At 71.3% G+C, this 24,555-nt stretch carries 21 protein-coding genes; 11 read left to right on the top strand and 10 right to left on the bottom strand.

What is annotated here, in order from left to right:
• The 4 genes from N1F89_RS05260 to N1F89_RS05245 all read left to right on the top strand — a co-directional run bounded on the left by N1F89_RS05260 (position 1) and on the right by N1F89_RS05245 (position 3,229).
• Complete coding sequence (locus tag N1F89_RS05260) at positions 1-1,377, top strand: aldehyde dehydrogenase family protein (protein WP_290082242.1); 1,377 nt, start codon at positions 1-3, stop codon at positions 1,375-1,377.
• Between the two features lie 4 nt (positions 1,378-1,381).
• The gene (locus N1F89_RS05255) at positions 1,382-2,533 is read left to right on the top strand and encodes an iron-containing alcohol dehydrogenase (protein WP_290082240.1); all 1,152 of its coding nucleotides are present in this window, start codon (positions 1,382-1,384) and stop codon (positions 2,531-2,533) included.
• A gap of 203 nt (positions 2,534-2,736) precedes the next feature.
• A complete protein-coding gene (locus N1F89_RS05250) occupies positions 2,737-3,129 on the top strand; it encodes a hypothetical protein (RefSeq protein WP_290082237.1) in 393 nt (130 codons plus the stop codon).
• Positions 3,092-3,229, top strand: a complete 138-nt coding sequence (locus N1F89_RS05245; protein ID WP_290082234.1) for a hypothetical protein — start codon at positions 3,092-3,094, stop codon at positions 3,227-3,229. The genes N1F89_RS05250 and N1F89_RS05245 overlap by 38 nt, the downstream gene beginning before the upstream one ends.
• A 489-nt stretch (positions 3,230-3,718) precedes the next feature.
• On the opposite strand, the gene N1F89_RS05240 is transcribed toward N1F89_RS05245, so the two are convergent.
• Positions 3,719-4,783: a response regulator gene (locus tag N1F89_RS05240; protein ID WP_290082231.1), complete on the bottom strand. Its 1,065-nt coding sequence runs from the start codon at positions 4,781-4,783 to the stop codon at positions 3,719-3,721.
• A gap of 159 nt (positions 4,784-4,942) precedes the next feature.
• On the opposite strand from N1F89_RS05240, the gene N1F89_RS05235 reads away from it, so the two are divergent.
• The gene (locus N1F89_RS05235; protein ID WP_290082228.1) at positions 4,943-5,932 is read left to right on the top strand and encodes a hypothetical protein; all 990 of its coding nucleotides are present in this window, start codon (positions 4,943-4,945) and stop codon (positions 5,930-5,932) included.
• Positions 5,933-6,002: 70 nt separating this feature from the next.
• Positions 6,003-8,276, top strand: coding sequence for a VWA domain-containing protein (locus N1F89_RS05230; protein ID WP_290082227.1), 2,274 nt, complete (start codon positions 6,003-6,005; stop codon positions 8,274-8,276).
• A 44-nt stretch (positions 8,277-8,320) separates the two neighbouring features.
• On the opposite strand, the gene N1F89_RS05225 is transcribed toward N1F89_RS05230, so the two are convergent.
• On the bottom strand, positions 8,321-8,833 hold the full coding sequence (locus tag N1F89_RS05225; RefSeq protein WP_290082224.1) for a hypothetical protein: 513 nt from the start codon (positions 8,831-8,833) through the stop codon (positions 8,321-8,323).
• Between the two features lie 157 nt (positions 8,834-8,990).
• On the opposite strand from N1F89_RS05225, the gene N1F89_RS05220 reads away from it, so the two are divergent.
• A complete protein-coding gene (locus tag N1F89_RS05220) occupies positions 8,991-9,533 on the top strand; it encodes a molybdopterin-dependent oxidoreductase (RefSeq protein ID WP_290082221.1) in 543 nt (180 codons plus the stop codon).
• The gene (locus N1F89_RS05215) at positions 9,530-10,840 is read left to right on the top strand and encodes a HAMP domain-containing sensor histidine kinase (RefSeq protein ID WP_290082218.1); all 1,311 of its coding nucleotides are present in this window, start codon (positions 9,530-9,532) and stop codon (positions 10,838-10,840) included. The genes N1F89_RS05220 and N1F89_RS05215 overlap by 4 nt, the downstream gene beginning before the upstream one ends.
• Before the next feature lie 146 nt (positions 10,841-10,986).
• Here N1F89_RS05215 and N1F89_RS05210 read toward each other — a convergent pair whose 3' ends face one another.
• The 4 genes from N1F89_RS05210 to N1F89_RS05195 are packed head-to-tail and all read right to left on the bottom strand — an operon-like array spanning position 10,987 to position 16,676.
• Positions 10,987-12,129, bottom strand: coding sequence for an ABC transporter substrate-binding protein (locus N1F89_RS05210; protein WP_290082216.1), 1,143 nt, complete (start codon positions 12,127-12,129; stop codon positions 10,987-10,989).
• A 29-nt stretch (positions 12,130-12,158) separates the two neighbouring features.
• Positions 12,159-12,719, bottom strand: coding sequence for a carboxymuconolactone decarboxylase family protein (locus N1F89_RS05205; protein WP_290082212.1), 561 nt, complete (start codon positions 12,717-12,719; stop codon positions 12,159-12,161).
• Between the two features lie 20 nt (positions 12,720-12,739).
• Entirely contained in the window at positions 12,740-14,296 is a 1,557-nt protein-coding gene (locus tag N1F89_RS05200; protein ID WP_290082210.1) for a class I adenylate-forming enzyme family protein, read from the bottom strand.
• 13 nt (positions 14,297-14,309) lie between these two features.
• Positions 14,310-16,676 carry an FAD-dependent monooxygenase gene (locus N1F89_RS05195; RefSeq protein WP_290082208.1) on the bottom strand — a complete coding sequence of 789 codons (2,367 nt, stop codon included), beginning with the start codon at positions 16,674-16,676 and terminating at the stop codon, positions 14,310-14,312.
• Between the two features lie 222 nt (positions 16,677-16,898).
• Here N1F89_RS05195 and N1F89_RS05190 point away from each other — a divergent pair, with 222 nt between their 5' ends.
• Positions 16,899-17,396 carry a MarR family transcriptional regulator gene (locus N1F89_RS05190; protein WP_290082205.1) on the top strand — a complete coding sequence of 166 codons (498 nt, stop codon included), beginning with the start codon at positions 16,899-16,901 and terminating at the stop codon, positions 17,394-17,396.
• Between the two features lie 119 nt (positions 17,397-17,515).
• On the opposite strand, the gene N1F89_RS05185 is transcribed toward N1F89_RS05190, so the two are convergent.
• Entirely contained in the window at positions 17,516-18,574 is a 1,059-nt protein-coding gene (locus N1F89_RS05185; RefSeq protein WP_290082275.1) for a cytochrome c3 family protein, read from the bottom strand.
• Positions 18,575-18,744: 170 nt separating this feature from the next.
• On the opposite strand from N1F89_RS05185, the gene N1F89_RS05180 reads away from it, so the two are divergent.
• Both N1F89_RS05180 and N1F89_RS05175 read left to right on the top strand, forming a co-directional pair.
• Positions 18,745-20,226, top strand: a complete 1,482-nt coding sequence (locus N1F89_RS05180) for a ferric reductase-like transmembrane domain-containing protein (protein ID WP_290082202.1) — start codon at positions 18,745-18,747, stop codon at positions 20,224-20,226.
• Positions 20,227-20,398: 172 nt separating this feature from the next.
• Positions 20,399-21,625, top strand: a complete 1,227-nt coding sequence (locus N1F89_RS05175; RefSeq protein WP_290082198.1) for a Xaa-Pro peptidase family protein — start codon at positions 20,399-20,401, stop codon at positions 21,623-21,625.
• A gap of 116 nt (positions 21,626-21,741) precedes the next feature.
• On the opposite strand, the gene N1F89_RS05170 is transcribed toward N1F89_RS05175, so the two are convergent.
• The 3 genes from N1F89_RS05170 to N1F89_RS05160 form a co-directional block, all read right to left on the bottom strand.
• Entirely contained in the window at positions 21,742-22,536 is a 795-nt protein-coding gene (locus N1F89_RS05170; protein ID WP_290082197.1) for an ABC transporter permease, read from the bottom strand.
• 3 nt (positions 22,537-22,539) lie between these two features.
• Positions 22,540-23,352 (bottom strand): ABC transporter permease, encoded by an 813-nt coding sequence (locus tag N1F89_RS05165; RefSeq protein ID WP_290082195.1) that lies wholly within the window; start codon positions 23,350-23,352, stop codon positions 22,540-22,542.
• A 97-nt stretch (positions 23,353-23,449) separates the two neighbouring features.
• The gene (locus N1F89_RS05160; RefSeq protein WP_290082192.1) at positions 23,450-24,541 is read right to left on the bottom strand and encodes an ABC transporter substrate-binding protein; all 1,092 of its coding nucleotides are present in this window, start codon (positions 24,539-24,541) and stop codon (positions 23,450-23,452) included.
• Positions 24,542-24,555 lie beyond the last annotated feature (14 nt).

The raw sequence follows: 24,555 nt of genomic DNA, 5'->3' as shown, positions 1-24,555 counted from the left end.
ATGCCCACCCAGTTGCAGTGCATCTCCCCGATCGACGGGTCGGTCTACGCGACCCGCACGGCGCTCACCGCCGACGCCGCGCGCGCCGCGGCGGCGCGCGCGCGCGCGGCGCAGCCGGCCTGGGCGGCGCGGCCGCTGGCCGAGCGCGTGGCGCTGGTGCGCAGGGCGGTCGAGATCATCGGCGGCCAGACCGAGCGCATGGCGCGCGAGCTGGCGCACCAGATGGGCCGGCCGGTGCGCTACGGCGGCGAGTATGGCGGCTTCGCCGAACGGGCGCATCACATGGCCGACATCGCCGAACAGGCGCTCGCGCCGATCGTCGTCGAGGAGAGCGACGCCTTCGTGCGCAAGATCAAGCGCGAGCCGGTCGGCGTGGTGCTGATCGTGGCGCCGTGGAACTATCCCTACATGACGGCGATCAACACGCTGGCGCCGGCGCTGATTTCGGGCAGTGCGGTGGTCCTCAAGCACGCCACGCAGACCCTGCTGGTGGGCGAGCACCTGGCCGAGGCCTTCCATGCCGCCGGCGTGCCGGAGGCGGTGTTCCAGAACCTCGCCCTCGACCACGAGACCACCGCGACGCTGATCGGCGAGCGCGCCTTCGACCTGGTCAACTTCACCGGCTCGGTGGCCGGCGGCAAGGCGATGGAGCGGGCGGCGGCCGGCACCTTCACCGCCGTCAACACCGAGCTCGGCGGCAAGGATCCGGGCTATGTGCGGGCCGACGCCGACCTTGACGCGGCGGTCGCCGGGCTGATCGACGGCGCGATGTTCAATTCGGGCCAGTGCTGCTGCGGCATCGAGCGCATCTATGTGCACGAGAGCCTCTTCGACCGCTTCGTCGACGAGGCGGTGGCGCTCGTTGGCGGCCACCGGCTCGGCGATCCGCTCGATCCCGAAACGACGATCGGCCCGATGGCGCATGTGCGCTTCGCCAAGACCGTGCGCGCGCAGATCGACGCGGCGGTCAGGGCCGGCGCGACGGCGCACATCGCGCCGGCGCCCGCAGACGACGGCGCCGCCTATCTCACGCCGCAGGTGCTGACCGGGGTCGACCACCAGATGGCGGTGATGCGCGAGGAGAGCTTCGGCCCGGTGGTCGGCATCATGCCGGTGCGCGACGACGAGGAGGCCGTCGCGCTGATGAACGACAGCCATTACGGGCTCACCGCCTCGCTGTGGACGGCCGACGCCGCGGCGGCCGAGGCGATCGGCGCGCGCCTCGAGACCGGCACCGTGTTCATGAACCGCTGCGACTATCTCGACCCGGCGCTGTGCTGGACCGGCTGCAAGGACACCGGCCGCGGCGCCGGCCTGTCGGTGCTCGGCTATCACGGGCTGACGCGGCCCAAATCCTATCACCTGAAGAAGGCGTGAGCCGATGACGACCGCACCGACCGCGAACTGGTCCTACCCCACCGCGATCCGCTTCGGCGCGGGACGCATCGCCGAGATCGGCGCGGCCTGCGCGGCGGCCGGCATCGCACGGCCGCTGCTGGTGACCGACCGCGGGCTGGCCGGCCTGCCGATCACCGCGCGCACGCGCGACCTGATGGAGGCCGCCGGGCTCGGCCGCGCCGTCTTCGCCGAGGTCGACCCCAACCCGACCGAGGTCAACCTGGCGGCCGGCATCGCCGCCTTCCGGGCCGGCGGGCACGACGGCGTGATCGCCTTCGGCGGCGGTTCGGGCCTCGATCTCGGCAAGCTGGTCGCCTTCATGGCCGGCCAGACGCGGCCCGTGTGGGACTTCGAGGACATCGGCGACTGGTGGACGCGGGCCGACGCCGACGCCATCGCGCCGATCGTCGCCGTGCCGACGACCGCCGGCACCGGCTCCGAGGTCGGCCGCGCCGGCGTGCTCACCAATTCGCAGAGCCATGTGAAGAAGATCATCTTCCATCCGAAGGTGCTGCCGTCCGTCGTCATCTGCGACCCGGAGCTGACCGTCGGCATGCCGCCGGCGATCACCGCGGGCACCGGCATGGACGCCTTCGCCCACTGCCTGGAGGCCTACTGCTCGCCGCACTACCACCCGATGAGCCAGGGCATCGCGCTCGAGGGGATGCGGCTCGTGCTGACCCACCTGCCGACCGCCTTTGCCGACGGCGGCGACATCGCTGCGCGCGCCCACATGATGAGCGCGGCGGCGATGGGCGCCGTCGCCTTCCAGAAGGGGCTCGGCGCGATCCATGCGCTGAGCCACCCGGTCGGCGCGCTCTACAACACCCACCACGGCACGACCAACGCGGTGGTGATGCCGGCGGTGCTGCGCTTCAACCGGCCGGCGATCGAGCAGCGGATCGCACGGGCGGCGGCCTATCTGGAGATCGCCGGCGGCTTCGACGGCTTCCTCGCCCATGTCGAGGGCATGCTCGAGCGGTTCGCGATCCCCCGCCGCCTGTCGGCGCTGGGGGTGGCCGGCGACCGGATCGACGATCTGGTGACGATGGCGCTCGACGACCCGAGCTGCGGCGGCAACCCGGTGCCGCTGACGCGCGAGACCACGCGCGCGCTGTTCGACGCGGCGCTCTGAACGGCAACGGAAGAACGACGCCGCGCCTGCGGCGACGGGCGTTTGAACCGGTCGGACGCGCTCCTGCCGGAGATCCGTCCGTGGGCGGATCATAACGCGCGCGATAAAAGATGTATTGTGAATGCATCTTTTATCGGCTATCGTTTGTCTTGGCCGTGTGGCGGTGCCTCGCGGCCGTTGGACGCTCAGGGATTCGGGCCGTGATGCAGGATGCGACGCGTTGGCTCGGCGCGCGCCGGAGGGGCGAGCTGGAGGCGCTGATCGGCGCGGCCTATGCGCGCTGCCATCCCGGCGAGACGCTCGACGACCTGAAGCGGCGGGCCGTCTTCTCCAAGGAGGACAAGGGTCTGCTGCGGGACTGGCTGATGGCGGCGATGGCGTGGCAGCGGGCCTGCGCGCCGGCCCCCGCCGACCGCCCGGCCGCCGCGCAGCGGGCAGGGCGCGGCGAGGCAGCCGCAACGGCGCGGACGCGCTCGCCGGCATCGCCCGCCCATCCCGAAACCGGACCCCATGTCGAAACCGGACCCCATGTCGAAACTGGACCAAGGGAGCGCAGCCATGACGGAACGCAACGCGAGCATCGAGCGACCGGCTGACGGGGTGCGCGGCGAGGGCGAGGCGACGCTCCTGCCCATGCTGATCGGCGGCCTGCTCATGATCGTGATCGGCGCCGTCCTCGTGATGGCGTTCGTCTAAAGCGTTTCCAGGCGAAGTGGAAACCGGTTCGCCGTTCGGAAACGCGTGAAAACAATGAGTTAGAGCCGATCTGCGATTCCGTGAAACGCGGAACGGCTCTCAGGCGTTTCCGGGCGACGTGGAAAGCGGTTCGCCATCCGCAAACGCGTCAAGACAACGCGTTGCAGCCGATCCGCGAGTCCGTGGCGAGCAGAGCGGCTCTGGCTGTGCGCTTTCGGAAGGTTGTCCATTCGGAGCCGACCGGGAAGGCTGGCGTTGCCGCGCTTCAGATTCCCCGGAGGGTCCGGATGAACATTCATAGGAACGCCCGTCTCGCGCCGCTGCGCGGAGAGGAGACGGCGCTTGCGGCCATCGCGGGCAGCCGTTCTTAAGCCCGAGCGGCGCGGTCAAAGCCGGTCCGACGGTCCGAAAAAGCGGCTCGGGTCGCGGCGCTCGCGCGCCGGCACCGCCCGCGCGCGGCGCGGTCGGCCGAGCGAACGGCCTGCCGTGTCAGCGCAAGGCGCCCAGCGTGCCGAGCACCAGGGCGACGAAGTCGACCTGGCGGTTGGTGCCGGTCTTCTCGAACAGGTTGCGCAGGTGGAAGGCGACCGTCGTCTGGCTGACGTTGAGCGCCCGCGCGATGTCGGCGCTGCGCTGCCCGCTGACCAGCCCGTGCGCGATCTGCGCCTCGCTCGGCGTCAGGCCGAACAGCGCGCCGAGCACGTGCTCGGGCGGCACCGGGCGGCGCCGCGTGTCGGAGATGAAGACGGCCGCGCCCGGGCCGTCGTCGCCGGCCGGCGGCAGCGCGCAGATGACGAGCAGCAGCTCGCCGCCGGTCCCGTGCAGCGGCAGCGCCATGCCGCGCATCGCGTCGCCGCCTTCGGCCGCCGCGCCGGCGACCTCGGCGACATGGGCGAGAAGCTGCCGCGTCAGCTCGGGCGTCGCCGCGCGCAGCGCCTCCTGCACGAAGAGGCTCTGCGTGTCGCGGGCGAGCGCGCGCGCGAAGGCGTTGGCAAAACGCACGCCGCCGCGCGCATCGGCCAGCACGACGCCGAAGCCGAGGATGTCGAGCACGCCCGATGCCGCCGCGCTGCCGGGCCGGGCGGCATCGCCGGCGCGACCGCGTGCTGCGCCGGACGCGGCGTCGGACCGCCGGTAGTGCGCGCGCACGCGCCGGGCCTGCGCCAGGCGCGCCTCGATGCTGGCCAGCATCAGGTCGAAATCGACCGGCTTGACGAGATAGTCGTCGGCGCCGGCCCGCTTGCCGCAGATCACCGCCTCGCGGTCGTTGAGCGCGGTGAGGAAGACGAACGGCACGTCGGCCAGGTCGGCGCGTTCCCGGCGCACCGTCTCCATCAGGTCGTAGCCGTCCATTCCCGGCATCGAGATGTCGCACAGGATCAGGTCCGGCCGCACCGTCGCCAGCATCGCCAGCGCCGCGCGGCCGTCGCCGGCGCCGATCGCGGCGTGACCGCAGGCGCGCAGCTCCTCGACGATGTCGTCGCGGAACTCCGCCTCGTCCTCCACGCACAGGATCACGTGCCGCTCGCCGGCCGCCGGTGGTGGCTGTGTCATGTCGCATCTCCCGCAAGGCGGCCTATGGTGCCCGATCGGCAGGCCGCTCGGCAACGTCGTCGCCGTCGCAGGGCGGCCGCCCCCTCCGTTTGCAGGGGGGCGGGCGGGGCGAATTGCCCTACAGGCGGGCCATCCGAGCGGTAGTGTGGAGATTCGGCCATGTGGGACTTCTCGATCGGGCAGGCGCTCGGGCTGATGGCGCGCACCATGCCCTTCATCCTGCTGCGCATCGCCGTCTATTTCGGCGTCGCCATCGCCTATGTGCTGATGACCGGGGTCGGCGCCGGCGTCGGCTGGGGCATCGGCGGCTTCGGCGACGCCGGCTTCCGCGCCGGCGCCACCTTCTGGGGCGGCGTGGCCGGCTTCACCATCGTCGGCGCGGTGATGTACTTCCTGCGCGAATACACGCTCTACATCGTCAAGGCCGGCCATATCGCCGTGCTGGTCGAGCTGCTCGACGGCCGGCCGATGCCGCAGGGCCGCTCGCAGATCGCCCATGCGCGCCGCGAGGTCACCGAGCGCTTCGCCCAGACCAGCGTGCTGTTCGCCATCGACCAGCTCGTCAAGGGCGTCATCCGGGCGATCACCGGTCTGGTGCGCGGCGTGCTCACCGTGCTGCCGATCCCCGGCGCGCAGCAGCTCGTCGGCATCGTCCACGCCTTCCTGCGCGTCGCGGTCGGCTTCGTCGACGAGGTGATCCTGGCCTATGCCATGCGCACACGCGCGACCAACGCCTGGGACTCCGCGCGCACCGGGCTGGTGCTCTACGGGCAGAACTACAAGCCGATGCTGAAGAACGCCGCCTGGCTGGCGCTGATCGTCTACGGCCTCGCCTTCGTCGTCTTCCTGGTCATGCTCGCCCCGGCCGGGCTCGCCGTCTACCTGATCCCCGGCGCGTGGTCGGCCGGCGGCATGGTGTTCGCGCTGCTGTTCGCGTGGAGCGTCAAGGTGGCGCTGCTCGAGCCCTTCGCCATCACCTGCATGATGCAGGTCTACTTCAGGACCATCGAGGGCCAGACGCCGGACCCGGCCTGGGACGCCAAGCTGGAGAGCCTGTCGGGCAAGTTCCGCGAGCTCAAGCAGAAGGCGGCCGGAGCGGGATCGGCGGCGCCCTCCGGCCCGTCGCCGGTCGCCGGCACGGCGGGATGACGCTATCGTGAGCCGGCGGCCGCGGCCGGCCGGCCAAAGCCACATCGAAGGACGGGAAGGGGAACGACCCATGCGCAAGGCGAAAGCAATCGCGGCGGCCGCGGTCCTGGCGCTCGGCGCCGGGCCGGCGCTGGCGGCCGACGACGTGATGGTGGTGTTCGACGGATCGAACTCCATGTGGGGCCAGATCGACGGCACCGCGAAGATCGAGATCGCGCGCGAGGCGATCGGCGATCTGGTCGGCGGCTGGACCGAGGGCACCAATGTCGGCCTGATGGCCTACGGCCACCGCCGCGAGGGCGACTGCGGCGACATCGAGACGATGATCGCGCCGGGACCGTTCGACCGCGCCGGCTTCATGGCGCGCGTCGGCGGCATCTCGCCGAGGGGCAAGACGCCGCTGACGGCGGCCGTCGAGCAGGCGGCCGAGGCGCTCGCCTATCGCGACAGGCCGGCGACCGTGGTCGTCATCACCGACGGCATCGAGAGCTGCGGCCGCGACCCGTGCGCGCTGGCCGAGGAGCTGGAGCGCATGGGCGTCGGCTTCACCGCGCATGTCGTCGGCTTCGACCTGAAGGGCGAGGAGCAGGCGGCGGTCGCGTGCATGGCAGAGCGCACCGGCGGCCGCTTCGTCGCCGCCGGCAATGCCGACGAGCTGAGCGCGGCGCTCGGCGAGGTGGCGACGGCGGTGGCCGAGGCGCCCGAACCCGAGCCGGCGCCCGAGCCCGAAGCGGCGCCCGCGGTCGCGCTCTCCGCGCCCGACAGCGCCGTCGTCGGCGCGGCCTTCACGGTCTCGTGGGAGGCGGACGCGCAGGCGCCGCGCGACTATGTCACCATCGTGCCCGCGGGGGCGGCCGAGGGCGACTATGGCGACTATGCGCGCGTCGGCGACGACAGCGAGGCGAGCCTGCGCGCGCCGGCCGAGACCGGGCTCTACGAGGTGCGCTACGTGCGCGAGGAGGACGACGCGACGCGCGGCGCGACGACGATCGAGATCGTTGCGGCGCAGGCCACGCTGACGGCGCCGGAAACGGCGACGGCCGGCGCGCGCTTCGCCGTGTCCTGGTCGGGCGCGGTGCACCCGCGCGACTACGTCACCATCGTGCCGGCCGGCGCGGCCGACGGCGAGTACGGCGACTACCAGCGCGTCGGCAAGGACAGCGAGGCGAGCCTGCGCGCGCCCGCCGAGCCCGGCCTCTATGAGGTGCGCTACGTGCTCGACGAGGGCGGCCGGACGCTGGCGGCCGGCGACATCGAGATCGTCGCCGCCGAGGCCTCCGTCGAGGCGCCGGCAACGGCGACGGCCGGCGCGCGCTTCGCCGTCTCCTGGTCGCAGCCGGTGCATCCGCGCGACTACGTCACCATCGTGCCGGCCGGCGCGGCCGAGGGCGCGTACACCGACTACCAGCGCGTCGGCAACGACACGGAAGGCCGCTTGCAGGCGCCCGCCGAGCCCGGCCTCTACGAGGTGCGCTACGTGCTCGAGGAAGGCGGCCGCACGCTGGCCTCCGCCGACATCGAGATCGTCGCGGCGGAAGCCTCGGTGCAGGCGCCGCAAAGCGCGGTCATCGGCGCGTCGTTCCCGGTGCGGTGGTCGCGCGCCATTCACCCGCGCGACTACGTCACCATCGTGCCGATGGGCGCGGCGGAAGGCGAATCCGGCGACTATGCGCGCGTCGGCAACGCCAGCGAAGGCAGCCTGCGCGCGCCCGCCGAGCCCGGCCTCTACGAGGTGCGCTACGTGCTGCAGGAGGGCGACCGGACGCTCGCGGCCGCCACGGTCGAGGTGGTCGAGGCCGACATCGAGCTGTCGGGGCCAGACACCGTGCGCGCCGGCGCGCCGGTCGCCGTCACCTGGTCGGGCACGCCGCCGCATGCGCGCGACTACGTCACCCTGGTGCCGATGGGCGCGCCGGACGACGCCGACGGCGACTATGCGCGGATCGGCAACCGCGACGGGGCGGAGCTCGAGGCGCCGGCCGAGACCGGCCTCTACGAGGTGCGCTACGTGCTCGATGCGGGCAAGCGCGTGCTCGCCCGCCACACGCTCGAGGTGGTCGGCGAGACCGCCGCGCTCAACGACGGCGGCGCGCTGCAGGCGCCGGAGACGGGCGCGCCGGGCGCCACGGTCGAGGTGCGCTGGAGTGCCGACGGCGGCACGGGCGACCGGCGCGTCACGCTGGCCGGCGCCGACCAGGCCGACTTCACCTGGATCGAGGCGCAGAAGGCCGTCGAAGGGCCGCTCGCCTTCACGCTGCCCGAGGCGCCGGGCTTCTACGAGTTCCGGCTGCTCGACGTCGCCGGGCGCAAGGTGCTCAGCCGGGTGACGATCCGCGTCGAATGATGCGGCATCCGGCGGCCGGTGCGCCGGCCGCCGGGGCGCCCGGGCTACTCGAAGTGCCAGTCCGGGTGCTCGATGCGGATGATGCGCGGCTCGCCGTCCCGCAAGCGCAGCCGCAGAACGGCGCGCCGCGGCTCGCCGAAATTGCGGAAATCGGCGTTGACGGTGATCATGCCGCGCAGCATCGGCTGCTCGGCGTCGAGCGCGATCGCCAGCTCCGTGATGTCGGTGTCCTGCGCGTCGAACAGCGGGTCGGCCTGCAGCCCGTCGCGGGCGATCGCCTCGGCGATCGGCGCGATGAAGAAGTCGCCGGCGCGGCCGGGGTGCAGCGGACTGACGCCCTCGCCGCCGACCGCGTCCAGATGCTCGCGGTAGAGCCGCTCGACCAGCCGCTCGGCCGCCGCCGTCACGTCCTGCTCCGTGGCCGGCGTCGTCCCCGGCCCGGACCCGGCGGCGGGCGGACGCCCGGCGTCCCGGCCGCCCGCCTGCGCGCCGGCCGCGGCGGTGAGCGCGAGCGCCAGTGCCAGCGCGGCGATGCCGGCTCCGCGCCATCCTTGCATGCTGTTTCGTCGAGCGGTCATCGCGCATCTTTCCTTCTGTCGTCGTCTTTGCGACAGAAGGGCTAGCACGCGCCGCGCGCCGGCGGCCCCGTTCGAAGCAACGGGCAGGCCGCATGCCGCGACACGGCGCTCGGGAAAACGGTAAGGGGGCGACGGCATGACCGGAGATCGCCGGTGTCCATCACCTGTCGCGCGGGCCGGCCGCGCGGCGGGGCTCGCTCTGGCGCTGGCGGTGGCGAGCGCCGCCGCGGCCGTCGGCGAGGATCTGCGCCAGCCGGACGGGGCGGTGGTTCTCGAGGTCGCCGGGCGCATCGAACGCACCAACCGCGAGGGCGCGGCGGCGTTCGACCGGGCGATGCTGGAGGCCCTGCCGCCGGCGCGGCTGGAGACGACGACGGTGGTGACCGACGGCGTGCGCCGCTTCGACGGCTTCTACATGCGCGACCTGCTCGACCGGCTCGGCGCGCAGGGCGAGACGGTGCGGGCGAGCGCCCTCAACGACTACGCGATCGACATCCCGATCACGGATTTCATGCGCTTCGACGTGGTGGTGGCGACCCACATGGACGGCGAGCGGCTGGAGCCGCGCGGCAAGGGGCCGCTGTGGATCGTCTATCCGCGCGACGACCACGCCGAGCTGCAGGACCTGCGCTACGACTACCGCTGGGTGTGGCAGCTCGACCGGCTGGAGGTCCGATGAGCGGCCGGCGCGGCGTGCTGGCCTATCCCTTCAGCCTCGCCGCCATCCTCGCCTTCACCGGGCTGCTCGCCTTCGCGCTGTGGCGCCTGTCGGACACCGAGGCGGCGCTGCGCAACCAGGCGGGCGACAACATGCTGTGGGCGATCTCGCAGGCCCAGGTCGCCGCCCGGCAGCTCGACGCGACGCTTGGCCGGGCGCGGCTGGGCGAGGCCGACGCCGAGGCGCTGCGCCTGCGCTACGACGTGCTGTACAGCCGTCTCGACCTGCTCGAGGCGGGCCCGCAGCGCCGCTATCTCGCCGCGCTCGGCCATGACGCGCCGATCCGCGCGCTCGCCGCGCAGGTCTATGCGCGCGAAGGCGCGTTCCTTTCGGCCGGCGCGACCGGCGGCAGCGCGCTGCACGAGCTGCTGGCGCGGCTGGCGACCGAGCTCGGCCGGGCCGCCAACGGCGCCATGGTCGCGCAGTGGGACGAGACCGGCGCGCAGCTCGACCGGCAGCGCGGCGCGATCCTGCAGGTGATCGCCGCGGGCATCGTCGTCCTGGCGCTCGGCGCCTTCCTGTCGGTGCGCATGCTGGCCGCATTGCAGGCCGAACAGCGGGCGCAGATGTCGCTGCTGCGCGAGCAGGAGATCCGCGAGGCCTATCGCGGCTTCGTGGCGCTGGTCTCGCACCAGTTCCGCACGCCGCTGTCGGTGATCGACGCCTCGATGCAGCGTATCCAGCGCCGCGGCGAGGCGATGCCGCGCACCGAGATCGCCGAGCGCGCACGGCGCGTGCGCGACGCGGTCGGCCGGCTGACGGCGCTGATGCAGGCGACGCTCGATTCCATGAAGCTGGACGCCGGGCGCATCGAGATCGCCCTTGCCGACTGCGCCATCGCGGCCGAGCTCGAGGCGGCGCGCCAGCGCCAGCTCGAGGCATGGCCGGGCCGCACCGTCGCCATCGACATCGGCGACGCGGTGCCGGCCCGCTTCACCGCCGATCCGCTGCTGCTGCAGCAGATCCTCGGCAATCTGCTGGCCAACGCGCTCGCCCATTCGCCGAGGACCGAGCCGGTGACGCTCCGCGCCCGGGCGCGCGGCGGCCGGCTCTTGATCGCCGTCATCGACCGCGGCGTCGGCATTCCGGAGGCGGAGAAGGACAGCGTGTTCCAGCCCTATTTTCGCGCCAGCACGGCGGCCAGGGCGGACGGCGTGGGCATCGGGCTGCACCTGTCGCGCCGGCTCGCCCGCATGCTGGGCGGCGAGATCTCCTTCGAAAGCCGGCACGGCGTCGGCTCGACCTTCACCCTCGACCTGCCGCTGTAGCGGTCCGGACCGGCCGGGCGGCCGGCGGTGCGAGCGGAGCCGCCCTGCCTTCCGGCGACTTGCGGAGCGGCACCGACGCATCGTTGAAACGCGTTTGCGGGCGGCGAACCGGTCGCCGCTCCGGCCGGGACTTCTTCAACAGCCTGTTAAAGGTCGCAGTCCTTGGCGTAGGCGTCCTGGTGGTCTTCGAACGCCGTGCCCACCACCGCGTTCGTCAGCGTGCCGTCCTCGGCCTTGACCACCTGGCGGACATGGATGTCCTGGATCGGATGGTTGTTCGGGCCGAAGCGGAAGGCGCCGCGCGTCGATGCGAAGTCGGCTTCCCTGAGCGCGGCGCGGAAGGCGTCGGCATCGTCGACGGAGGCCTCGGCGGCGGCCGAGAGGATCAAATTGGCCGTGTCGTAGCCCTGGCTCGCGAAGATCGAGGGCAGGCGCCCGTACTTTTCCTTGAAGCTCTCGACGAAGGCCCGGTTCGCCTCGTTGTCGAGGTCGGGCGACCACTGGGCGGTGTTGTAGATGCCGAGCGCGGACTCGCCGACCGCGGCCAGAACGTCCTGATCGAGCGCGAAGCCGGGCGCCATGATCGGCAGCCCGACATTGGACTGGGCGTACTGCTTCATGAACGAGATGCCCATGCCGCCCGGCAGGAAGTAGTAGACGGCATCGGCCCCCGAAGCGCGGATCTGGGCGATCTCCGACGCGTAGTCGCCCTGCCCGAGCTTGGTGTAGAGCTCGCCCGCGAGCTCGCCTTCGTAGAAGCGCTTGAAGCCCGTCAGCGCATCGGAGCCGGCGGGATAGTTCGGCGCCATGATGAACACCTTCTCGTAGCCGGCGGTGTTGGCGTACGAGCCCATGGCCTCGTGCAGGTTGTCGTTCTGCCAGGCGGCGTTGAAGTAGTTCTCGTGGCATTGCGCGCCGGCGAGCGCGGACGGGCCGGCATTGAGCGAGACGTAGAACAGGCCCTGGTTGACCGCGGCCGGCACCACGGCCATGGCCAGGTTGGACCAGATGATGCCGGTCAGGATGTCGACCTTGTCGCTCTGGATCATCTTGTCGGCGATCTGCACCGCCAGCTCCGGCTTCATGGCATCGTCCTCGATGACCACCTCGACGTCCTTGTTGGCCGACTGCTCGATGGCCAGCATGAAGCCGTCGCGGGCGCCGATGCCGAGGCCGGCCCCGCCGCCCGACAGGGTGGTTATCAGGCCGATCTTCAACGGCTCCGCCTGGGCGCCGATCACGCCGAGGGACAGGGCCACAAGCGCGGCGATTCCGGTTTTCGTTGTCATGCCATTCCTCCCAAAATGGTTGTTGCGGGTCAGACGTGCTCGTTGCCGGCCCACTCCACCCGCGCGAGGAAGTCGTCCACGGGGGTATCGGCGAGGCGCGAGAAGTAATTGGACAGCGACTTCATGGCGACGCCGACCAGCAGCTCGGCGGCCTGCTCGCGGGTGAAGCCGGCGCCGGTGAAGGCGTCGAGATCGGCCTTGCCGACCTTGCCGCGCACCTCCAGCACGCGTTCGGTGAAGCGGCGCAGCGCCTCGAGACGCGCGTCGTCGGCCGGAGCGCCGTCGCGCACCGCCGCGATCGCCTGCTTGTCGAGCTTGGCCATGCGTCCGCCGGACGAATGCGCCGCCACGCAATAGCGGCAGCCGTTCCGGGCGCTGGCGGTCAGCAGGATGAGCTGCTGCTCGGCCGGGCTGAAGGACGACCGGGAGAGGATGTCGCTCAACGTCAGATAGGCTTCCAGGACGATCGGTGCCCCGGCCATCTGCCGGTAGAGATTGGGCAGGAGGCCGCCCATCTTCTCCCGAACGGCGGCGAGACGTTCGCCGGCATCGCCGGGAGCCCCTTCGGGCGCGAAGAGTTCGTACTGCATGCAATATCCTCTTTCTGGGTTCAGCTTCTGGCTTTCAGCATCTCGGCGAGCGCCCCGCGCATCACCTTGCGGGTCGGCGTCAGCGGCAGCTGCTCGAAGATCTCCAGCCGTTCCGGCCATTTGAACTTGGCGATGCCGCGCTCCTCGAGCATCGCGCACACCTCGTCCAGGCCGATCGCGGCGTCCGGCCGGGCCTCCACGCACAGGCACGCGCGCTCGCCGAGAACCGGATCGGGATAGGGCACGACCGCACATTGCAGGACCGCGGGATGGCCGAGGGCGACCAGCTCGACCTCGATCGGATTGTACTTCACGCCCCCGCGGTTGATGATCTCCTTGGTCCGGCCGGTCAGCGTCAGGAAACCCTCGGCGCTGATCCGCGCCAGATCGCCGGTGCGAAACCAGCCGTCGGAGCGGAAGGACGCCTCGCTCGCCTCGCGGTTTCCCAGATAGCCGGCAAAGACCGAGGGTCCGCGGACCTCGAGTTGCCCCTCCGCGCCGGGCGCGACCGGCTCCGCCGCATCGGTGACGACGCGCAGCTCCGTCCGGGGCGAGGCGCGCCCGGCCGTGGCGAGCCGCGTGTCGAGCGGGTCGTCCGGTCTGCCGAAGGTGCCGGCCTGCAACTCGCTCATGCCCCAGAGCTGGATGACGACGCCGTTCTCGAGCAAGCCGTCGAGCGCGCGGGCGAGCGACGGCGGCACCGTCGTTCCCGAAAGGCAGGCCACCTCGATCGTCCGCGTGTGCGCGGCCGTGAGGCCGCCGTCGGCGACGACGGGCGCGAAGTGGGCCGGCGCGGCGAAGACATGGGTGGGGCGCAGGCGCGCCAGATCGTCGGGCAGGGCGGGCGGCCGATAGGCCGGAAGCAGGCAGATCGTGGCTCCCGCGGCGAGCGCGAGATGAATGGTGAACAGGCCGTAGAGATGGGAGAAGGCGGCGAGAGACAGGATGCGCGAGTCCGCCGTGATGCCCAGCTCGGCCGCCGAACGGTGGGCATTGCCGAGGAACGCCTCGGCGCTGTGGGGAACGCCCTTCGGCTCCGCCGTCGTGCCGGAGGTGTAGAGAAGCAGATAGGTCGTCTGCGGATCGGCCGCCGGGAACCGGGTTTCCGGCGGGGTGTCGAACAACGCGTCATAGGAGGTCGCGCCGGCGACGGGAGCGCCGACGGCGATCACCGTGTCGAGGCTCGCCAGCGCGTCGCGCAGGCGCAGCATCTCGTGCACCGGGGCGTCTGCCGCGCCGGTCGAGACCGCGAAGACGGCCCTGGCGCCGGAGTGCTCGAGCAGATAGCGCAGCTCCTTCTGCCGGTAGGGCATGTGCAGCGTCTGGAACACCGCGCCGAGCGTCGCGCTGGCGAGGAAGGCGGTGACGAAGGCCCGCGTGTTGGCGAGCTGGGCGGCAACGACGTCGCCCTTGCCGATGCCCGCCCGCGCCAGGCCGGCCGCCAGCCGCTGCGTGTCGTCGGCCAGTTGCCGGTAGCTCACCGCTTCGCCGTCGCCGCACAGGGCGATGGCGTCGGCGCGCTCGCGCCGATGAAGCGCGAGCCATGCGGGCAGGGTGCCAAGTTCGGTCGTCGGCATCGCGGCGTCCTCCTCAGCCTGCCTGCGTCTGTTCGACGAGGTTGTGGCGGCCCGGCGCGGCCTTGGTCTGCAGCTCGAGCAGCCGCTCGCGGCTCTTCTCCTGCTCGCGAAAGGCCTGCATGGCGCCGGACAGGTACTGTTTCGGCCACATCGCCTCGTTGCGCGCGCCGTACCAGGCCGCCGCCTGATGACCGAAGAACGGGTTCCAGAGATGCGGCCGGCCGAGCGCCACCAGATCGGCGCGCCGCGTGTGCAGGATCGTGTTGATCTGGGCCGGCTCGGTGATCGCGCCGACCGCCATGGTGGCGATCTTCGGCACGTTGCGGATCGCTTCGGCCAGGTGGGTCTGGAACATCCGGCCGTAGACCGGCGCCTGGTCCGCCACCGTCTGCCCCGCCGACACGTCGATCAGGTCGCATCCGGCCGCGTGGAAGGCGCGGGCGATGGCCAAAAGGTCGTCCTCGCTCAGCCCGCCTTCCTTCCAGTCGGTGCCCGACAGGCGCACCGACATCGGGCGCTCGGACGGCCACGCCTCGCGCATGGCCGAAAACACCTCGAGGGGAAAGCGGACGCGGTTCTCCACCGAGCCGCCGTAGCCGTCGTCGCGCGTGTTGGTGAGCGGCGAGAGGAACGAGGCCAGGAGGTAGCCGTGCGCGCAGTGCAGCTCGAGCATGTCGAAGCCGGCGCGCGCCGCCCGCCGGGTGGCGGCGACGAAATCGTCGCGGATGCGGTCCATCCCCTGCCGGTCGAGCGCCGCGGGGATGGCGTTGACGCCCTCGACATAGGCGATCGGCGAGGCCGAGACGAGCGGCCAGTTGCGCTCAGGCCGGGCGATCGGAACGTCCGGTCTCTCCCAGCCGAGCTGGGTCGAGCCCTTGCGGCCGGCATGGCCGAGCTGCATGCAGAAGCGGGCGCCCGAATGCGCGTGCACGAAGTCGACGATCGCCTTCCACCGCCGCTCGTGCTCGTCGGTCCACAGGCCGGTGCAGCCCTCGGTGATCCGGGCGTCGGCGGACGGGCACGTCATCTCGGTGAAGATCAGCCCCATGCCGCCCATCGCGTGGGAGCCGTAGTGCACCTTGTGCCATTCGGTCGGGTTGCCGTCGGGATCGGCGCTGTACTGCGCCATCGGGCTCATCACCAGGCGGTTCGCCAGCTCCATGCCGCGCAGCCGGAACCGGCTGAACATCGGCGTCGGCCGGCTCTCGCGCAGGTCCTCGCCCGTCTCGCGCAGGTGCCGCTCGTACCAGGCGTCGTCGACGCGCCGCACGAAGGCGGGGTCGCGCAGAAGCAGATTGTCGTAGGTGACCGACTTGGCACGGCACATCACCACCATGGCGAACTGCAGCGGATCGAGATCCCAGGAGCGGTCCATGTGCTCGAACCAGGCGAGCGACACGTCCGCGTTGTGCTGAGTGACCTGGCACGGCGTGCGCCGGGCCGCGTCGTAGGCCTGGAAAGCCTTCTCGACGCTGTCCTCGCCATGCGCCACCAGCGCGTCGGAAAGCGCTATGGCGCACTCCATGGCGAGCTTTGTGCCCGAGCCGATCGAGAAATGCGCCGACGCCTTGGCGTCGCCGAGGATGACGACATTGCCGGTCCACCACTTCTCGCAGAAGACGCGGGGGAAGCGGCGCCAGAAGGACCGGTTGAGCAGCAGCGGATGGCCCTCCAGCTCGTCCGCGAAGATCGCCTCCAGCCGCCGCCTGGAATCCTCCTCGTCGTGTTCGCAGAAGCCGTGCCCCTGCCAGCACGCCTCGTCCATCTCGAACACCCAGGTCGAGCGGTCGGGCTGGTACTGGTAGCAGTGGGCGCAGATGATGCCGTGCTCGGTCTCGCGAAAGAAGTAGTTGAAGGCATCCATGGGCCGGGTGGAGCCCATCCAGCAGAACCGGTTCTGCTTGAGCTCCGTCCGGGGAAGGAAGCCGTCGTGGTTCGCCTCGCGGATGCGCGAGTTGATGCCGTCGCTGGCGACGATCACGTCGCTGTCGGCGAAGCGCGCGTGCAGCGCGTCGGGATCGATCGTCGCGCCGAAGGTGAGGGCGACGCCGAGCTCCGCGCAGCGCGTCTGCAGGATGTTGAGCAGCCGCTGGCGCGAGACGCCGCAGAAGCCGTTGCCGCCGACGCGGATCTCCTCGCCTTTGAAGTGGATGGCGATGTCCTGCCAGTAGGCGAGTTCTTGCCCCATCGCCTCGAAGACGGGCCTGTCGCGGCTGAGGAACTCGTCCAGCGTCTCGTCGGAAAAGACGACGCCGAACCCGAAGGTGTCGTCGCGTCCGTTCTGCTCGAACACCTCGACGGTCCAGTCGGGCCTGGCCTTCTTGGTCAGAAGCGCGAGATACAGCCCACCCGGGCCGCCGCCAATGACGGTGATCTTCATGAAAGAGCGTTCCCTCAAATTCGTTTTTGTTATTACGTGCTATTGCGCATATTCCGCACTCATTTGTCAACCACGCCGCGCGCGTGCTAGAGCGCTTGCAGGCGAAGCGGTCACCGGTTCGCCGGTCCGAAACGCGTTGAAAGCGATGCGCCGGAGCCGGTCTGCGGTTGCGCGAGAGGCGGACGGCTCCGGGGCGGGCTTCAGCGATCGAGGGTGACGGATATGACGCGTCAGACGGATGATGATGTCCTGGAGGCCGAGGCCGCGGCCTGCGTGCCACGGCTCGACGAGCCGCTGGTCGACGCCCCGGAATACCTGATCTCGTTCCTGCAGCGGCTCAACCGCGATCAGATGGAATCGGTTCTGCGCCGGTCCGGGCTCAAGCTGACGAGCTGGCGCATCCTGTCGTGCCTCGACGAGCGCGGGCCGATGTCGCTGCTCGATCTGGCCGAGCTCTCGGTGATCGAGCGCACGGTCACGAGCCGGCTGGTCGACAAGCTCTCGGCCGACGACCTCGTCCGCAAGGAGGCGTTCTCGCACGACAAGCGCGTGTCGATGGTGGCGATCACCGCACGCGGACGGGCGCTGCTGAAGTCCGCCGACATGGGCGTGCGGCGGCTGCGCCTGCAGCTCTTCCGCGACTTCTCCGAGGAGGAGTACCGCACCCTGTGCGGGCTGCTGCGGCGGCTCAGCGCGAACGCGCAGTCGATCCGCTGGTGAGGCCCGCGCCCGCCGGGCGATGACCGCACGCGATCGCGGATCGCCGGCCGATGCCGCGCCCGCGGTCCGGCGCCCGGAATGCGTGTTCCTTCGCTATCCCCGCCCGGGCGCCCGGTGCCTCACGGGCGCTGCAGCGGCGGCAGGTCGAGCGCGACACGATCGGCCAGACTGTCGATGCTGTCGTGCAGGAGCTGCAGCACATAGGTCGGGTTGTGCACGTAGCCGCCCGGGTCCTTGCTGGCGAGCTGGTAGTTGTAGGCCGCCTTGAGCAGGCGCGGCGTCCAGCTGCGGTAGCGGTTCGCCATCACCGCGTCCTCGCGCGCGATGGCGCCGTCGCCGTCGGCGTCGGTGAAGAAATAGGGGAAGGCGTCGGCATAGACGATCGGCGTGCCGGCAACCTCCGCCGCGTAGGCGCGGATCGCCCGGTCGAGCAGCGCCCGCAGGCCGGCGATCTCGCCGTGGATGCCGCCGGCGGCATTGCCGTCGCCGTCGAAGTCGGTGTGCCGGGTGCGGATTGCGCGCACGTCGTCGACGCCGCGGTGGCAGGCCATGCAGCCGTCGGTCGCCACCGTGGTCGCGTGCGGCTCGTGGCAGTCGGTGCAGGTGCTGGCGCTCGGCACGTGGCCGAAGCGGCCGGCATAGCTGCGACCGGGATAGTGGTAGCCGCCGCGCACCTGCGCGCCCTGGGTCACGGCGGCGGCCACGCCGTAATGCACGTTGATGAAGGCGAGATCGGCCGACACCGTGTCCTCGCCGAGGCCGTCGGTCGCCGCCGCGACCGCGTCGCCCGCGCTGCGGCCCTGGTGGCAGACGTTGCATGTCGCCGAGGCGCCGAGCCCGTCGACGGCGACGCCGGAAGGGAAGGTGACGCGGTCGAGCGCGTGCGCGGCGCCGGTGTGGCAGGCGGCACAGCCGATCGGCGCGTTGGTCGCCGCGGGCGCGTCGACGCGGCCGGCCGCGCTGCCGTCGGCGCCGAGGAAATCGACGAAGCCCGGCTGCGAGTGGCACGCCGCGCAGGCCTCCGGCACCTGGCCGTCGTCGTTCCAGTAGGTGAAGGACAGCGCGTGGTAGTCGCCGTGCGGCGATGCGAGCCACGCCTCGACCAGGGCGGCCAGCGGATCGTCCTCGGCCGCGGCCGCGGCCGCCGGCCAGGCCATGACCAGCACCGCGACAAGCATCCTGCGCAAGAACCCGCTGCCCCGCATGGCGTCGCCTCCCGTTTGCCGCCCGTTTCGCGACCGGACCGGCGGCCATGCTTTGCGCTGGGCCAGTCCGGCGCCATGATCTCGATCAAGACATGACCGCCGCAAGACGGGATTATGCAGGCGCGGAGGCGAGCGCGAAAGCCATGAGCGAACCGGGCGAGGAGACGAACGTGGAGGATGCGCGCGGGCGGCACGGCCGGCTGCGCCCGTCGGGCCGCGTGCTCGCCGTCGCCTATCTCGGCTTCGCCGGGGCGGCGCTGGCGCTGGCCGCCACCGCCGCGGTCGCGCCGCTCGCCACCTGGGAACGCGCCGGCGCCGCGCTCGGTCTCGTCGCGCTGGCGGCGATGGCGGTGCAGTTCGTCACCTCGGGCCGCTTCCAGACCGTCTCCGGCCGGCTCGGCATCGACCGCATCATGGCGTTCCACAAGATCGCCGCCTGGTGGGTGCTCGTCGGGCTGGTGCTGCATCCGCTCTTCTACGTGCTGCCGACCTGGGCCGACGACGCCGCGCTCGGGCGCGAGCGGCTGGTCGCCTATCTCACCCTGCCGCACTACCGCAGCGGCGTGGCGGCGCTGGCGGCGCTGGCGCTGCTGGTGGCGAGCTCGGCGCTGCGCGAGCGGCTGCCGTGGCGCTACGAGGCGTGGCGGGCGAGCCATGTGGCGCTCGCGCTGGTCGCGGTCGGCGGCGGGCTGCACCACGCGGCGACCGTCGGCCGCTTCAGCGCCGACGGGCCGCTGCTCGGCTTGTGGTGGGCGGTGGGGCTCGGCGTCGCCCTCGTCGTCGCCGTGCTCTATGGCTGGCGCTGGTTGAGGCTGCACCGCCGGCCGTGGCGGCTCGCGCGCACCGTCAGGCTGGCCGACCGCATGTGGGAGCTCGACATCCAGCCGGCGCCCGGCACGCCGCCGTGGCGCTACCGCGCCGGCCAGTTCGTCTGGATGACCGAGGGGCGGCGGCGCATGCCGCTGTTCGACCATCCCTTCTCGATCGCCGACAGCCCGCGGCGGCCGGGCCTCAGCCTGATCGTCAAGGAGGCGGGCGACTTCACCCGCACGGTCGGCACGCTGGCGCCGGGCACGCCGATCGGCATCGACGGGCCCTATGGCGAGTTCACGCTCGAGGCGCATGACGGCGACGCCGTGCTGCTGCTGGCCGGCGGCGTCGGCATCGCGCCGATCATGGGGCTGCTGCGCGACATGGTGGCGAGAGGCGAGCGGCGGCCGGTGCGGCTCGGCTATGCGGCGGGCCGGCCGCAGAACTTCGCCTGCCTGGCGGAGATCGAGGCGGCGGGCGCCGTTCTCGACATCCAGACGACGCTCGCCAGCGAGGAAGCGGCGGCCGGCTGGCAGGGCGTCGTCGGCCGGCTCGACCGGGCGCGGCTGGAGGCCATGCTCGACGGGCTCGACCCCGCCCGCACCGTCTGCTTCATCTGCGGCCCCGGGCCGATGGTGACGGCGGTCTGCGACACGCTGCTCGCGCTCGGCGTGCCGGCCGCGCACGTCGTCTACGAGCGCTTCGACTATGCCGCCGGCGCGGCCTCGCGGCTCGACCGGCAGCGCACGCTCGGCTTCCTGGCGATCGGCGCCGGGCTGGCGGCGCTGGCCGGCGTGTTCACCGCTGCCGGCTAGCGCTCTTCATATTTCGTTCTTTGCTCCTGTGGGGTCTCCGGCGCACGGCGCCGGACCGGCGACCGCGCACGCGGCGCGGCGATGCGAGAGCGAAAAAATTATTGGGATAATATTTTTTATTACATTATAAAAAGATGCCCGTCGCACGGGCGCGCAACAACGGGAGAACAGCATGGATCAGGGCATTCGCGAGGGCATCGACTGGGAGCAGCCGTTTCCCGACGAGGAGTATGCGGAGCGCCGGGCGCGGGTGCAGCGCGCGCTGGAGCGCGCCGGCTATGACGGCATGCTGGTGACGGCGCCGCGCGACTACCACTACCTGACGGGGCACGATCACATCTGGCAGTACCGCCATGCGGTGATCGGGCTTTATTTCGACACCGCCAGCGGCGGCTTCGTGTTCTTCGACAACACCAGCCACAAGGTGCTGATCTCCAACACGCCGCAGATCACCGACATCCTCTACCATTCGCGCAGCATCCCGGCGGCCGAGCAGGCGGTCGAGCTGGCCGACAAGATCCTGGCGCGCGGCTGGGGCCGCGGCCGGGTGGCGATCCAGACCTGGGGCTATGGCTGCCATCCCGACCACGTGCGCTCGATCGGCCGGCGCTTCGCGGCGGCCGGGGCGGAGATCGTCGAGGATTCCGACCTGATCGAGGACGTGCGGCTCTACAAGAGCCCGCGCGAGGTGGCGGTGATCCGCGAGGCGGCGGCGATCTCGGTTGCGGCGATGCAGGCGGCGCGCGACTTCATGCGGCCGGGCGTGGCCGAAACCGAGATCGACGCCGTGGTGTGCTACGAGCTGATGAAGCGCGGCTGCGGCCACCCCGGCATCCGCAACATGTTCGGCAGCGGGCCGCGCTCGGGCTGCCACCACAGCCCGGCGACGCACCGCCGGCTGCGCCAGGGCGACGTCGTGCATGTCGACTTCTCGGCCAGCCTGCACCGCTACCACGCCAACATCTCGCGCAGCTTCGCCGTCGGCGAGATCGACCGGCGCTGGCACGACCTGTTCGACCGTTCGGCCGACTGCAGCCGGGCGATCGTCGAGGGCGTCGGGCCGGGCGACCCGTTCAGCCGGGTGCAGAAGGCGGCCGACGCCTTCATCGCCGAATCGGGCGTCGACCGGGCGCGCTACGAGTGGTTCATCGGCGGCTACACGCTGGGCATCGCCTTCCCGCCGGACTGGGTGCACCGCCACCGGCCCGAGCCCTTCGAGCCGGCCGACGATCCGGCGATGAAGCCCGGCATGGTGTTCAACTTCGAGGTCCAGTACGACGTCTTCGACGGCTGGCCCGGCGGCTCCGGCGGTGGCTGGATCGATTCCTACCTGATGACCGAGTCCGGCCTCGAGATCCTCACCGAGATGCCGCGCAACCTGGTGGCCGTCGGCGGCTGAGCCGGCGCCACAGCTCCTCCCGAGCCGGAACGGCCGGCAGCCTTGCGCTGCCGGCCGTTTTCGTTCGGCTTTCGGAGATTGCGGGACGGTTCTCGACCGGCCGCCGGCCGGGTGCGTCAGCCGCCGCCGCGGCGAGCCTGATGCAGCAGGAAGAGGGCGCGCACGATCACCACGAGGATGGTCAGCGACATCAGCAGCACCGCGGTCGCCGCGATCACCGGATCGACGTTGTAGCGCAGCCCGTCCCAGATCCGCTTGGGCAGCGTGACGACGTTGATGCCGCTGATGAACAGCGTCACCACGATCTCCTCCCACGACAGGATGAAGGCGAGGAAGGCGGCGCTGACGATGCCGAGCCGGATGTTGGGGATGATGACGAACAGAACCGTCTGCCAGGTGCCGGCGCCGAGACCGCGCGAGGCGAGCACCATCGAGCGGTCGAGCCGCACGGTCGAGACGTAGACGGCGAGCACGCTGTAGGGCACCGCCATCACCGTGTGGGCGAGCACCAGGCCGGCGAAGCTGTCGATCAGTCCGAGCCGGCCTTCGAGGAAGAACAGGATCACCGAGGAGACGATCTGCGGCGCCAGCATGGGCAGCAGCACGACGGCGAACAGGAGCTTGTTCCAGCGGCTCTCGTCGAGCCAGCTTCCCACCACGAAGGCGGTGGCAAGCACCGTGCAGATGACGGCGGTGGCGAGCGCGATCGTCAGGCTCGACCCGGTCGAGCCGAGCCAGGCGGGGTCGGTGAAGAAGCTCTCGTAGTGGCGCAGCGACCACGCGCCCTCGGGCATCGACAGATAGCGGTTGGGCGTGAAGGAGACCGGAAAGACGAGCAGCAGCGGCGCCGTCAGGAAGCCGAGGACGGCGACCAGCAGGACGCGCATGTAGGGCGACGAACGCAGCACCATGATCTAGCGCTCCTGCGGCAGGGCGGTGCCGCCCAGCCGGTTGAGAAGCCACAGCAGCACCGCGACGACGGCGACGATGACGACGGCGAGCGCGGCGGCGAGCCCCCAGTCGGAGAGCTGGAAGAGCTGCTGGTAGATGTATTCGGCGATCATCACCACGCGGCCGCCGCCGAGAATGGCCGGCGTGACGAAGAAGCCGAGCGACAGCACGAACACCATCACCGTCGAGCCGATCGTGCCCGGCAGCGTCAGCGGGAACAGCACCTGCCAGAAGGTGCGCAGCCGGCCGGCGCCGAGCCCGCGCGAGGCGAGCAGCAGCCGGGTGTCGAGCTGCGAGAAGCTCGACATGATGGGAAACAGCGCATAGGGCACCATGAAGTGCACCATGCCGATGACGACGCCGAGCTCGTTGCGCACCAGCGGCAGCGGCGCGTCGATCAGGCCGGCGTCCATCAGCCAGTTGTTGAGCACGCCGTCGCCGCGCAGCACCAGGATCCAGGCGAAGGCGCGGATCAGCGGCGACACCCAGAACGGGATCAGCACGAACACTTCGATCAGGATGCGGCCGGTGCGCGAGGCGAACGCCCAGCCGGTGGCGATGACATAGGCCATGACGACCGACAGCGCGGTGGTGATGGCGCAGATGCGGAAGGTGTCGAGCAGGATGCCCTGGACATGGCCGTCCTGGGCGATCCGCACATAGTTGGCGAGGCCGGGGTCCGGCCGGCTCACGCTCCAGTAGACCACGCCGAGGAAGGGTAGGGCGTAGACCGCGAGAAGCAGCCCCGGCAGCGACCATTTGAGCGTCGTCTTCACGATGTGTGCTGCGCCTTGCGGCGTCCCCTGGTTGCCGTCGTCGAGGCGGCCGGCCCGGCCGCCGTGCGCCCGCGGCGGGCGCACGGCGGGAGCGGGCCTAGCCGGCGATCAGCGCGGTGTAGCGGTCGAGCGCGGCGCCGTAGTGCTCGGCGTACCAGCGGTTGTCCGTCATCACCTGGCGGTCGATGTTCTGCGGATCGGCGGGGTTGAGGCGGGCCAGCTCGGGCGGCAGCGAGGCCGTCGCCTCCGGATTGACCGGGCCGTAGCGGTAGTGCTCCATCAGCAGGCGCTGCGGCTCCGGGGCGAGCGAGGCGTTGATGAACGTCATCGCGTTCTCGCGGCCGGCCGGGTTGTTCTTCGGCACCGACCAGTTCGACAGGTTGAGCAGCCCCTGGTCGTAGGTGAAGCGGGCACGGCCGCCGGTGTCCTCCTCCAGAAGGATGGCGCGGGTGTGCCAGATCTGCACCATCGAGACCTCGCGGTCGCGCAGAAGCTGCTGCGATTCGGCGGCGCTGCCCCAGTGGGTGAGGATGTGCGGCTTGAGCTCCTCGATCTTGGCCAGCGCCCGGTCGACGTCGAGCGGGTAGAGGTCTTCCGGCGCCACGCCGTCGGCCAGCAGCGCGGCCTCCAGGTTGCCCGACATCCACTTGTAGAGCGAGCGCTTGCCCGGATACTTCTCGACGTTCCAGAAGTCGGCCCAGGACTTCGGCGGGTCGTCGCCGAAACGCTCGTGGTCGTAGGCGATCACGGTGCTGTAGTAGGCGTAGGGCACCGCATGGTCGAAGGTGTCGGGCTGGATGCGCGCCTTGTCGACGATGTCGTAGTCGATCGGCTGCAGGTAGTCGCCGGCGAGCCGGAAGGCGGAGTAAAGCTCGGTGTCGCAGACGTCCCAGCGCACCGCGCCGCTTTCCACCTGCGCCTTGATGGTGCCCTCGAGCGGACCGCTGCCGTCGATCTGCAGCGGCAGGCCGGTGGCCTCGCGGCAGGCCTCGGCGAAGGCGCGGTCGTAGGCGTCGACGGCGTCGCCGCCCCAGTTGGCGAGAACGAGGCGCTCGGCGGCGCGCGCCGGCCGCACGGGCAGGCCGGCCGCTGCCGCGGCGAGCGAGCCGGCGCCGGCAAGGAAGAGGCGACGGTTGACATGCGGGGCGGCGAGCGCGCCGCCGGGGCCGTGAGGTCTGCGTATGGTCATGGTGTCATTCTCCC

The sequence above is a fragment of the Aquibium sp. A9E412 genome (assembly GCF_030398335.1).
Taxonomy (GTDB): domain Bacteria; phylum Pseudomonadota; class Alphaproteobacteria; order Rhizobiales; family Rhizobiaceae; genus A9E412.
The sequence above is the reverse complement of the archived record's forward strand: the minus strand, read 5'-3'. Positions and strand labels throughout refer to the sequence as shown.